The following is an 11209-nucleotide window of genomic DNA, read 5'->3' as shown; positions in this document are numbered from 1 at the left end:
CTACCAACACCACCTCCGCGCCAGTGCTAGCTTTTCGTACCGTCACTTATTGCACTGAAAACGAGGAGACCCCAGGGAATAGATCCAGGCTCTCCGTAGCCGATTTCTTCCGATCATTCATTCCGTGCCCCCGTTCTAACGTCCTGGCGCAGCGATTGTTGGTGCCACCTGCACTGCCGCTCGAAGAGCTTGTAGCGCTTGCCTGCCCTGCCCACCGGCGCGCTTGCGTGCCGGACTTCATCAGGAATTCCCAGCTGCTTGGCAACCTCGTCGAACAGCTGCTGGTTGCCGAGCTGGTCTGTCTCCACGAAAGCGGCCATCACCGCCTCGCACGTCACGCGATCATTCATCTTGGGCGCCCTCCTCGTCGTCGGGCTGGCGCTTGTCCCAGTCCGGACCGTACATCTGTGTCGCGTAGCTGCGAACCACCCAAGCACCGAACATGCCGTGCAGAACATCTCCGCTGGCGACTCGCCGTGACAGCACCGCGGTCATCAAGCCCTGTGATTGGAGCTGCTGCACCACGGCATCTACGAGACCCTTGCGCTGTGTGTCTGACAGGGCCTCGATCTCCTTGCGGATCACCGCCCGACGCTCAATCAACCACGGCGGATCTGAGGGCGAAGCTGGTGGCGCAACTGCGGCAGCCGCTGCTGCGCGCTGCGTGACCTCCGGTGCCCCCTGCTCCGGCAACTCCAAGGCATCGGCTTCGCCCAAAACACCGTTTCTCAGCAATGATCGAAGGTACGAGTAGCCGTTCTCCACCCCGCGCAAGCGGGTGTTCCCGGTCCGTTGTTCCAGCACTTCCAGTTGGACCCGCACTGCCGGTTCGCCGAACTCTTTGATCAGCGCTTCGAGCTTGGCCTCTCTGATGCCAAGGGACTCGGCACGAACCACGGTGCTCACGTCAATCGCTTCAGGTGCTCGCTTCACCGGCACCTTCTTCTTCCGGACGGCGAACTGCACCTCCACAACCGATCGGCCCTGCCTGTGCTCAATGAGCTCTACCTCCAGATCCGTTTCAGAGTTGATCTCATCGATCGCCGGCTTCACCCGTTCACTCTTGATCTTTCGCCACTCGCGCCTCTCTGTCCCGGCCGGCACCGGGCTGATCGCGTCAACCCACCAAAGCACAGGTTTTCGACTGGTCAGGCCGCTGGGATTGTCTCGATACCTGGCACAGATCTCGTACAGCGCGATTGCGGCGTAGCTCCCCAAGCTGGTCAGGACATCAAGCTCCAACCGTGCCCACCGCTGAGGGTCCCGCAATGCGCTCATGATGGTTGGCGGGTACGACCACGCCACCCAGTTGTCTCCGTTCCGCTGCTCCAGCGCAACCTCGGAGAGCATCGTGAAGCCGCGCCACTTCACGCCGTCGCCTGGTGCCGTCGATTCCCAATCCACCTCCAGCGTGCTCATCTCACGCAAGTACCGCTTCGCAGTTGTTCGCCCTTCTTCTTTTGCACCGGCCGTGCGAATCACTGCGGCCAATGGCGCCTCAAACATGTGATCGGCCGCCGGCATCGACTCCATCGAAGCCAGCCGGTCTTGGGCGACCTGCAGCAGGACGTTGTAGATCTTGCGAGCCGTCAGGCTGATCCTGTGCGACCGCGGGACCATCACGATCATCTCGTGTGGCTTCCGCAGCTCAGTGCCCCCGACGGTTGCATCCGGCAAAGGTGCTGGACTCGATGTGCTCATGGTTCATTCTATGTCCAATTCTAGTTTGGACACTTCGAATCTGAACCCATCCAATGATGCCCACCCGGTGAAAACCTGGACACTTGACGCTTTGCCCTACGGAATTCGCCCAAAATTTGCCGGTGAAAAGCTGGACGCTTGACGCTTCGCCCTACGGAACCCGCCAAGACTTTGCCGGTGAAAAGCTGGACAGTACGCCCTGATCCGGTCTAACGGGGCCATCTTCTGGCCGCGTGAGCGCTGAAATCACACCAAATTGCCTCATATCTGTGCGATCACGGGGCGCGGGACACTCCAGGTGCTAAGCGGTGAGAAGTTGGACGTTTGCCGGTGCAACGCTGGACGCATCCGGTGAATTCTTGGACGCTTCCGGTGAAAAGCTGGACGCTTGGCCTCGCCAACGCGAACGCAACTCATTGATTTCACTAGTGTTTTCTGACTTATCCCCAGGCGTAAATCTCTTAGAAGGTATCAAGACTCTTCTTTAATCTCGGAGACCTGTGACCTCAAATCGCATAAATACGGGCTGCGAACCGAGGCCAGCACGCGTTTTCTAAGCGTCTTTTGATAATTTTGCGATTTATCGCCATACCGGGTCATAATCGCACAATCCTTCTTTTTTCAGAACAGGTGACGCGTGGACATCAAGCAATCAATTAAACGTCAGGGCATCCCGGATGTGCTGGCTCAAGCGGCGCGAATCTCGACCATCATGGAGCGCATCCGATCTGCGATGCTGCACCCGACCGCTCGCAAGGTGGCGCCGAAGGTCACCGCCCTGGAGCTGGCCCAGCTGTGCGAAGTCGACAAATCGAAGATCACCTACCGACTTAGCCGTGGTGATCTGCCCGCCGGCGAAATGAACGGGAACCGCCGCGAGTGGACCATGGCGGAAGCCAGGGAATGGGTGCGAGAGTTTAGGCCGCATCACCTGCGGCCCGCCGGCGCAGCAGCGGCCACCATCACCGTCGCTTCCCTCAAGGGCGGCGTAGGCAAAACCGTCACTGCCATGACCCTGGCGCAGCGGCTAGCTTCCCTCTCGCACAAAGTACTCTTGGTCGACCTCGATGCACAAGGATCGGCCACCACCCTATTCGGCGTCATGCCCGATTCAGAGGTAGACCCAGAGAAGTCCGCCTGGCCTCTGTTCGCTGGCCACGAACCAAACCTGAGCTACGCCCCACAAAGCACCTATTGGCCAGGCATTGACCTGATCGCCGCTTGCCCGATGCTTTTCGATGCGGAATTTGCTCTTCCGGCCCAGCAGATGAAGGACCCCAGCTTCGAGTTTTGGCTGGTGCTCGATCGAGGCCTAGATGCGCTTCGATCCGAGTACGACGTGATCATCTTGGATACGCCCCCGACCATGTCGTACACCACTTTGAATGCCTTGATGGCCGGCGACGGCGTCATCATTCCGCTGCCACCATCTGCGCTGGACTTCGCGTCGAGCGCGCAGTTCTGGGAGCTGTTTTCTGATTTGAGCAAACAGCTCGTCAAGAATCGAAATGCCGTCAAGACGTTTGAATTCATCGACGTGCTTTTGGCTAGGGTTGAAACGTCTGATGCGGCCAGCAGCGTCGTTCGCCAGTGGATCCTTGAAGCCTACGGCGACAAGGTCCTACCGATCGAGATTCCAAAGACATCGGCGACGGCCACGGCCACCGCCGAATTCGGGACGGTGTACGACCTCCCCCGCGGCTCGATCAACGCGAAGACGTTATCGCGCGCACGCGATGCCTACGATCGGATGTGTGAGCTTGTAGAGCAACAGATCCAGGCTATTTGGGCCCTGCAGTTGGCCGAGTTGGAGCAGTGAAATGAGCCTAAAAGACAAAGCCAAGAAAATCGACTTCGGGGCGCTTCCTTCGGCTTCACCCGAGATGGTTGAATCGTCTCTGCCGCGTCCTAAGACAGCACCGGGGATGATGATGTCGCGCGCAGCTGATCAACGCTCAGATATCACCCGCGAAAACAACGAATTGAAGGACAAAGTCGCGGAGCTTGAAACGGCAGCGGCTCGGGCGGCTGAGCTCCAGGATGAGTTGGCGGCTTGGGGCGATGCCAAGGCGACACGATTGCTTGATCCCAAAACCGTGACTTGGAGCAAGTGGGCCAACCGCGACGAAGCCAACTTCTCCACGCAGGAATTCGCTGAATTTAAGGACGAGATCGCCTCCGCAGGAGGCAACGTCCAGCCCATCAAGGTTCGACCGATCAAGCCTGACGGCGAGGTGCAGTACGAGATCGTGTTTGGACACCGGCGGCACCGCGCGTGCCTTGAGCAGGGCCTACCTGTGCTTGCCCTCGTGGACAACATCGACGAGGTTGAGCTCTTTGTTCAGATGGATCGCGAGAACCGCAGCCGCAAGGATTTAAGTCCATGGGAACAGGGCAAGATGTACTTGCAAGCTCTTGACTCAGGCCTTTTCCCTTCACATCGCAAGCTGGCTGATTTTGTTGGTGTGCACTTTACGCAGATTGGGAAAGTGCTATCTATTGCACGGCTGCCAAAAATCGTCATCGATGCCTTTGTGTCGCCGTTGGACCTGCAAGTCCGCTGGGCGAAGCCGCTGGCAGAACTCTACGAGACGGACCGAGTGACACTCACCGCGCGTGCCTCGAAAGCGAAAGAGCTTGGCCCGGACCGATCGCCCAAAGCCGTCCTGGATTTGCTGATGGGCACTGCAGCTTCGCCATCCTCTGGCAAGCGCACCGAGGACATCACTCTTAAAAGGGATGGCAAACCCGCTGCCGTAATTCGCTCTGACGCCAAGGGAAATACGATGGTTTCGTTTACGGCAGAGGCATTGCCACATAGCAAGTTGAAAGACCTGAGCCGATTGATCGAGGAATTTTTGTCTCGAAAGTAGGGTGTAGAACCGTTCTACACCTGCTCCTGCAGCGCGCAGCAACAGTTGATTGGCGTGTAGAACGGTTCTACACCGAAAGGACCTCCATGCAGGACTCCTCGCAACTTCATGACCTCACTCGTTACCCGCTGCGCTGGGAGCACGAGGAGAAGGCGCGCTATTACGAGGTGCGGGTGTGCCGAGATCTGTTCGGCGCGGCCGTCGTGCTTTGCCACTGGGGCGGGATCGGGAGCAAGCTGGGCGGGTCGCAGGAGAAGGTCGTGGCTGAGCAATCGTTGGCCACCGTGCTGGCCCAGATCTCCCGCCGGCGAGTTCAACGCGGCTACGCACCGCGCCCGGCGTAGCCCAACCCATCCCCTTGATTCGGCTGGCCACCTTGCCCGATTTCTTCAGTCCCCGCCGGCGAATTTCTCGATCTCGCGAATGGCCACGTCGCGCTCTGTGGTCAGGTACTCACTGAGGGTGTTGAGGGACGCGTGGCCCATGTTCTGGCGGGCGACCATCATCGAGACGGCGCCGCTGTTGAGGCCATGCGAGGCGTGGCTGTGGCGCAGCCAGTGCGTGCTGGCCGCCATCAAGCGCTCGGCGTTGGGCCCGTCCATGGTGGCCGCTGCGCTTTGCATCACCCGCTTCATCGCCTTGTAGAGCCCGGACGGCGTCCAGCCTGCCTGGGCCTTGGTCTGGTCTTCGTTGTCCAGATCGGCCAGGATCGCCAGGTCCTGGTTGGTCTCATCGGTGACGGAGGCTCTGTCGTACTGGGCCAAGTGCTGCTGGAGCTCGTCGACCAGGGAAGAGGGCACCACGACGCCGCGGTGCTTCGTGCCCTTGCCGATCACGTTCAGGATCCAGCCGACGCGCTGGGCGCCGGTGGCGTCGATGTAGTCGACGGCCTCCAGGTCCCCACACTTGGCCGCGCACAGCTCCGCAGTGCGAAGGCCGGTCGCGTACAGCCAGTGCAGCGCCCGCGCGCGCCGGCGGCCGAGCAGGCTTTGATCCTCGGCCGCCACGGCTTCAAGTGCGGCCCACTGATCGCGCGTGAGGGTCCGGCCAGAGCCCAGCGGCCGCACCGGGACCTTGGGCGGTGTCACCCCCGAGAAGGGGTTGCCGATCATGTAGCTCTGCTTCATGAGGAAGTTGAACAGGCCACTCAGGATTCGCTGTGCCTGTTGCCGCGCCGGAGCCTTGAGCGGGCCTTCGAGCGGTCGCCACAGCGGCGACCAGCGCTGCAGGTGCCTTGGCGCGCACCAGCGGGCAGGGGGTTCCTTCAAGAACGCCATAAACGCCATGGCATCTTCGGTCGTGAGCGAGGACATGGCCTTGCCGCGCTCCAGCACCGTCCACAGCAACAGGCGCTCGGCCTCACGCCGGTAGGCGCGCTGGGTGTTGGGCTGTTCCTGCTTCGTAGCCAGCCAAGCCGTGATCGCCTCGTAGTCGTTGCGGGCCGCCAGCAGACTGCGCTCAGCTCGGAAAGCGCCTTGACTGCCGTCCAGCTCGGTTGGGACCTTGAACTTTTCCAGGGGGACCAGGTCGGTGGCGGGTTTGACCACCTCCGCCAGCTGTGCCGGTGCGAGCTCCGATCGCCGGATCTCGGTGTGCGCACCGATGACCAGACCTGTCTCGGCCTGGTGCAGGCGCATCCAATCGGTGACGCGTTCACCCTTGAGCTCGCCAATGCCCGGTGCGATGGTCCACCAGCGCGAGCCCACGCCGTTGATGCGCTCGGCGAGCAGGAAGAGGGTGTGCAGGCCGGCCTTCTTGAGGTGGCTGGCCATGGCAGGTGCAAACCAGGCCTCCACGCCATCGCCCGGTTTGGGGTTCTGGCTGACCAGCGCTTCCAGCCAGTCCAGGGCCAGCAACTGGCGCTTGATCAGGCTGGCGCGTCGCTTTTGCCTGCGGGTTTCTTTGGGCTCTTCGGTCGACTCTTGGCCGAAGACCTCGATGTAGCGTTCCAGCTGCTCGCGCTCGCTGAAGTCCTCCATGCCGTAGGCTTCTGCGAACGCCTCCAGCGTAGGGCGTTCCTTGGCGGGTGCCGCAGAGGCGGCCGCCGTCGATGGCGTATCCGGCGGAATAGCCAGCCGGACCAGGCGGACTGAGCTGGGTTTCATCTCGCGGCGCGCAGCGGCCGCGAACTCCCCGCGGATCCAGGCGATCGTGCTGCGGATCACCCGCTCGTCGGCGACGTTGCCCTCGAACTCCAGATAGCGCTTCCAAGAAGGCTTGACCTCCAGGCCTTCAACCAGGGCGCGCATGAACGCGAAGTGGCCACGGTGCAGCTTGCGGTTTTCGCTGCGTCCGACCTGGAACTTTCGCCGCTCCCGCGCCATGGCTCATCTCCCAAAAAAAAAGCGCCGAAGCGCTGTGGATGGCCCGCCGCCGCGGCCCAAGATCCCGTTTCGCGCGCGCGAATCGGTTTTAGGCGACTTCGCTGGCCAGCGCGAGGATCATGCCCTTGCGGCCGTCGGTGCTCGCCAGGTAGAACGTCCAGGCGCCCACCGGGCAGTCGGTGTCATCGATCTCCGCGCCGAAGAACACCGAGGACGGCACGCCCAGGCCGGCGTGCTCGTCATCGCACATGTAGTCCCACTCCAGCTCCTCGCTGACGGTGATCAGCGCCGAGCGCTGGCCGCTGCCCAGGCTCTGGCCGGCGTCGGCGCGGCTGCGTGAGTCGGTCACGATCATCAGGACCTTGCAAGGGTAGGGCGCTGCCATGACGCCGTCGCGCACGCGCGCGTTGGTGGCCAGCAGATCGCGCAGCCAGGCCGCGCCGGCGCCGGCGTGCTGGAAGAACGCCTTGGCGCCTTCGGTGTAGCAAAAGCTGGCCACGTCGGGGTGGTGGTAGATCTGCTCGCTGTTGGTGTGCTGCGAGAGGAGGGCGGCGAGGTCTTCGGTGGTGTCCATGGTGTGTCTCCCTGCGTGCGCTTTTGCGCCCGCCAGGCCATCTTCCACCAGGGGATGTGCGCCCGTCAAGCTCTTTTACATGGGTTGATAACTTATCTTATCATCCGTGCTGTTTTTTGATGACAATACGCTTGGTTTATCCGGAGCGCCTAAAAAGCCGAGGCCGGACAAGGAGTTAGGTGGCTACTGGCGGCAATTCAGTTTTCAGCGATTCAACTGTGCACATGGCCACGCCGCCGCTGGCCAACACGGCGCGTTACGACAGCCTGCGCGGCCAGGAGGTGGACCATGCGTGACGTGAGCGGTGATATTGCATGTCGGCGCAAGGCCTAGGTCCTGCGCCCGCTATTCCTACTTCTCTAGCACGAGGCGGTTGGGAAAGGCCGGGCAGGTTGGGGGACGTAGTGGCAGAAACACAAACCAACATTCAGTGGCGAAAAATTGACACAAACCAAGGTCAAGTGGCGCGCCCAACCATGACCGATTGGCGTGCCAGAAAAAGGAGTTAGACAGATCAACTACTAGCGTTGACTGTCCGGCAATGTTCAATGGCGTTCCGCACCCGCAAAAGCGATGCCTTGACAACGCATGTGCAAGCTGGATTTCACCCAATAGCAAACGACCTGTAGGAAATTTGCATAAACATGAGAAGAGTCGAGATCTGTTTTCTCAAAGATCGTGCAAATCCTGTTGATCCTTCTTGTCATGATTCGCTAGTCTTTTGAGAACCTACAGCACATGTAGGTTCTAAGAAGTCGGGCAAACTTTCTCAGAAGCGGTGCAAATGGCTGCGCAGAGAGCGCCCCTCGCAGTGCGCTGGCGTTGAAATGTTTCCTGGTTCAACAACACCCTGTCTCAGTGCACTGACCAGCTACCTTCGGGTGGCTTTTTCCTCTTCGCGGCATCTCTGGTCATGTTCAACCAGGGCACTGCCCAAAGGAAATTCCATGGATAACCCACTAGATAAGACGAAGTATGCCCGTTACGGGTATACTTCAAATTCGAAATGACGAGCGTTTTCAAGCGGAAGGACTTTGCGCGTTGGCAGGCAGGTGAGAAATTGCCGGATGCCGCGCTATGCAACGCGGTCAAGGAAATGGCGATGGGCCTGATCGACGCCGACTTGGGAGGCTTTCTCTACAAAAAGCGTGTAGCTCGGTCAGGTGGTGGCAAAAGCGGTGGCTATCGCACGCTGCTGTCGGCCAGGATGGGCGATCGATACGTGTTCCTGCATGGGTTCCCCAAAAGCGACAAGGCGAACATCACGCAGGAGGAGAGGAAAGCGCTGCAATTTGCCGGTAAGGCGTTTCTGGAGTTGACCCGCGAGGGCTTGTCGAAGGCCTTGGAGTCGGGTTTTTTAGCGGAGGTGCATTGTGAGCAAGATCATTGAGTCACTGCGTGGCGACCTGGCCGCACTCGTGGAGATTGGCGCGATTGACAAGGTGACGATGCGCGAGTTCGATGCTATCTGCCCGCCGCCGGTGCGGGAATTGGATGCCGCAGACATCAAGCGCCTTCGAGAGGACTTGAAGTTCAGCCAGCCGGTCTTTGCCCTGCACCTGCATACAACCGCATCGACGGTGCGTAAGTGGGAGCAAGGCGAAACCCATCCAACGGGTCCAGCACTCAAGCTGCTGAACATCATTGCCGACAAAGGCCTGCAGGCCATCCTCTAATGGGTGCTGGCATGCTTTGATTTGATCCACAGCCACCTTCGGGTGGCTTTTTTTCGCGCTCATCTTGTCAATGTATCTACGAACGTAGATACTTCACACCTCTGCCTACGATGCCCACCCGTGGGCACAGGAAGCGCCTCATGAGCACACGCACCCATCCGCCCACCAAAACCGCGCGCCTGTTTGTCACCGGCGGAAGCCAGGCCGTGCGCCTGCCGGCCGAGTTCCGCTTTGAAGGCTCGGAAGTGCTGATCCACCGCGACCCGCGCAGCGGCGATGTGGTCCTCTCGCCGGTCGTGCGAAAAAGCTGGGCGAGTTTCTTAGCGCTGCGCGAGAGCATGCGCGACGAGCTGCGCGCCGAAGGGCTGGACGACTTCCTAATCGAACGCGATCAACCCACCGAAGTCCCTCGCGATCCGTTCGAGGCCTGGACAGAGGGACCTGGCACAGCAGAAGGTGAGGGCACTCGGTGAGCCTGCTCTATATGCTCGACACCAACGTCACCAGTGCCGCACTGCGCGGCGACCTGGTCATCAAAGACAGGCTCACCGACTTGCCGCCGGGAGGCTGGTGCATCTCGGCCGTCACCGCGGCCGAACACCTCTACGGCCTGGCCAAGAAGCCCGCTGCCGCGCGCCTGGCGGAGCTGGTTCATGCGTTCCTGGAGGTGGCGGTTGTGAAGCCCTGGGACCGCACAGCAGCGAGCGAGCTCGGCCACTTGCGCGCCTACCTGGCGCGCGATGGCCAAATGATCGGCGCCTACGACGGCCTGATCGCGGCGCACGCGCTGTCGCTGAACCTCACGCTGGTGACGGCAAACGTGCGTGAGTTCAGCCGCGTGGCGGGCCTGCGAATTGAGAACTGGTATGCCGCGCAAGCATGAGGCGGCCAGACCCAAACCAACGATTGGAACGACGATGAGCAACGAACTCTTGAGACTGGACGAGATTGCGCGTGAAGCATGGGATGGCAACTACGAACGCGTTGGCGTGCTCTCGACAGGCGAACGGCTGTATGTCGCCCTGGCCAGTGGCCGTATGCGCGAACTGTGTCCAGGCGATTCGATCGTGTACGCCGTGGGTCGCGTCGGCCCTGAGTGGATGGAGCACATGAAGGCTGTATGGAGCAACACCAGGCAACCGGAAAACTGAACGAGCTGGCTATGGGCAAGGTATTCCTCTACTGTGACGAGTCCGGTGCCAAAGGCTACGCTGACAAAGATGAAGCTAAACCTGGCGAGGTGGGTGGCCACCCTCTCGCAGCCAATCTTGACGCGTTCATCAACTGGGGCGATGACCCAATTGGCGACGGGATGTACGCCCATCCGCTAAGGCATCCGCGAGCCTGAAGCGGCCATTTCGCGCCGTCGAGAAGCGGTTTTCGCTGGCCACTATCTCTGACCATGTTCAACCATGGATCAGGAGTGACCATGAAAAAGGAAAGACCAGTCTGCCCGCATTGCGGCAGCAACCAATTGGTGGCCGATGGCTCGCTGGAGTTCGACGGAGCAGCAGGCGAGTGGCGTGCAGGTTCGGAGATCTACAACGAAAGCTGTTTGTGCCGAAACTGCGGGCGGTCGGAGTTCAACCCAGAGTGGAAGGAGCACAAGTTCACCGTGCTCACCCCGGCGCATGCGACGTTGGATTTAGGCGATCCGCCGCCCTATTGCTCGTTCGATGTCGATGTGGATCTGATCGAAAAAATCAAATCCGTTCGAGAGGCGATTCAGTCCCTGGCACTCGCAGAAGCCTCAATTTCGTTCGGTGGCTGGTGGGGTCCTGAAACGGACGAGTACCGCTTGCAAGGTGGTGCCTTGGTGATCGCCTCTTCGGGCTCCTTTTGGGCATCTGACATGCGCAAGCACGAGAGTTACTACATCGAAAGTGAAGTCATCGAAGTGGACGATCTGTTGGCCCTTTGGGAAACCGCAACGACAGGCTCGGTCCATGTGCTGGCCGCGCATGGTGATGAAGCCGTTGAGCTCTTGGCCGAGTACCGCACCGACACGATTGAACCGCCGGTCGACGACCACTGAACAACCAACCCCGCGCAGCTTTTTGC

At 60.4% G+C, this 11209-nt stretch carries 14 protein-coding genes; 10 read left to right on the top strand and 4 right to left on the bottom strand.

Features of this window, described 5'->3' with window-relative positions; translation table 11 throughout:
• Positions 1–113: 113 nt before the first annotated feature.
• Together FVQ98_RS17340 and FVQ98_RS17335 are read right to left on the bottom strand one after the other, a co-directional pair.
• Entirely contained in the window at positions 114–350 is a 237-nt protein-coding gene (locus FVQ98_RS17340) for a hypothetical protein (protein WP_147914706.1), read from the bottom strand.
• Positions 343–1629: a replication initiation protein gene (locus FVQ98_RS17335; protein WP_187265789.1), complete on the bottom strand. Its 1287-nt coding sequence runs from the start codon at positions 1627–1629 to the stop codon at positions 343–345. The genes FVQ98_RS17340 and FVQ98_RS17335 overlap by 8 nt, the downstream gene beginning before the upstream one ends.
• 709 nt (positions 1630–2338) lie before the next feature.
• Here FVQ98_RS17335 and FVQ98_RS17330 point away from each other — a divergent pair.
• The 3 genes from FVQ98_RS17330 to FVQ98_RS17320 all read left to right on the top strand — a co-directional run bounded on the left by FVQ98_RS17330 (position 2339) and on the right by FVQ98_RS17320 (position 4918).
• Positions 2339–3520 carry a ParA family protein gene (locus tag FVQ98_RS17330; protein ID WP_255507838.1) on the top strand — a complete coding sequence of 394 codons (1182 nt, stop codon included), beginning with the start codon at positions 2339–2341 and terminating at the stop codon, positions 3518–3520.
• A 1-nt stretch (position 3521) separates the two neighbouring features.
• Positions 3522–4574 (top strand): ParB/RepB/Spo0J family partition protein, encoded by a 1053-nt coding sequence (locus tag FVQ98_RS17325; RefSeq protein WP_147914704.1) that lies wholly within the window; start codon positions 3522–3524, stop codon positions 4572–4574.
• Positions 4575–4660: 86 nt separating this feature from the next.
• Positions 4661–4918, top strand: coding sequence for a WGR domain-containing protein (locus tag FVQ98_RS17320; protein WP_147914703.1), 258 nt, complete (start codon positions 4661–4663; stop codon positions 4916–4918).
• A 45-nt stretch (positions 4919–4963) separates the two neighbouring features.
• Here the strand turns inward: FVQ98_RS17320 and FVQ98_RS17315 are convergent, their stop codons facing one another.
• Positions 4964–6898 carry a phage integrase family protein gene (locus tag FVQ98_RS17315; RefSeq protein ID WP_147914702.1) on the bottom strand — a complete coding sequence of 645 codons (1935 nt, stop codon included), beginning with the start codon at positions 6896–6898 and terminating at the stop codon, positions 4964–4966.
• A gap of 88 nt (positions 6899–6986) precedes the next feature.
• Positions 6987–7472, bottom strand: a complete 486-nt coding sequence (locus tag FVQ98_RS17310; RefSeq protein WP_147914701.1) for a DUF6876 family protein — start codon at positions 7470–7472, stop codon at positions 6987–6989.
• Between the two features lie 1006 nt (positions 7473–8478).
• Between FVQ98_RS17310 and FVQ98_RS17305 the strand changes: the two genes are divergently transcribed.
• The 7 genes from FVQ98_RS17305 to FVQ98_RS17275 all read left to right on the top strand — a co-directional run bounded on the left by FVQ98_RS17305 (position 8479) and on the right by FVQ98_RS17275 (position 11183).
• A complete protein-coding gene (locus FVQ98_RS17305; RefSeq protein WP_147914700.1) occupies positions 8479–8862 on the top strand; it encodes a type II toxin-antitoxin system RelE/ParE family toxin in 384 nt (127 codons plus the stop codon).
• Positions 8846–9148, top strand: coding sequence for a helix-turn-helix domain-containing protein (locus FVQ98_RS17300; RefSeq protein WP_028603766.1), 303 nt, complete (start codon positions 8846–8848; stop codon positions 9146–9148). Before FVQ98_RS17305 ends, FVQ98_RS17300 begins: the two co-directional genes overlap by 17 nt.
• 140 nt (positions 9149–9288) lie before the next feature.
• Positions 9289–9621 (top strand): antitoxin, encoded by a 333-nt coding sequence (locus tag FVQ98_RS17295; RefSeq protein ID WP_147914699.1) that lies wholly within the window; start codon positions 9289–9291, stop codon positions 9619–9621.
• An 11-nt stretch (positions 9622–9632) separates the two neighbouring features.
• A complete protein-coding gene (locus tag FVQ98_RS17290) occupies positions 9633–10031 on the top strand; it encodes a type II toxin-antitoxin system VapC family toxin (RefSeq protein WP_147914708.1) in 399 nt (132 codons plus the stop codon).
• A gap of 34 nt (positions 10032–10065) precedes the next feature.
• Positions 10066–10299 (top strand): hypothetical protein, encoded by a 234-nt coding sequence (locus FVQ98_RS17285; RefSeq protein ID WP_147914698.1) that lies wholly within the window; start codon positions 10066–10068, stop codon positions 10297–10299.
• Positions 10269–10496 (top strand): hypothetical protein, encoded by a 228-nt coding sequence (locus FVQ98_RS17280; RefSeq protein WP_147914697.1) that lies wholly within the window; start codon positions 10269–10271, stop codon positions 10494–10496. The genes FVQ98_RS17285 and FVQ98_RS17280 overlap by 31 nt, the downstream gene beginning before the upstream one ends.
• 81 nt (positions 10497–10577) lie before the next feature.
• Positions 10578–11183, top strand: coding sequence for a hypothetical protein (locus FVQ98_RS17275; RefSeq protein ID WP_147914696.1), 606 nt, complete (start codon positions 10578–10580; stop codon positions 11181–11183).
• Positions 11184–11209: the final 26 nt, after the last annotated feature.

It is taken from the genome of Ottowia flava (assembly GCF_008017535.1).
GTDB lineage: Bacteria > Pseudomonadota > Gammaproteobacteria > Burkholderiales > Burkholderiaceae_C > Ottowia > Ottowia flava.
The sequence above is the reverse complement of the archived record's forward strand: the minus strand, read 5'-3'. Positions and strand labels throughout refer to the sequence as shown.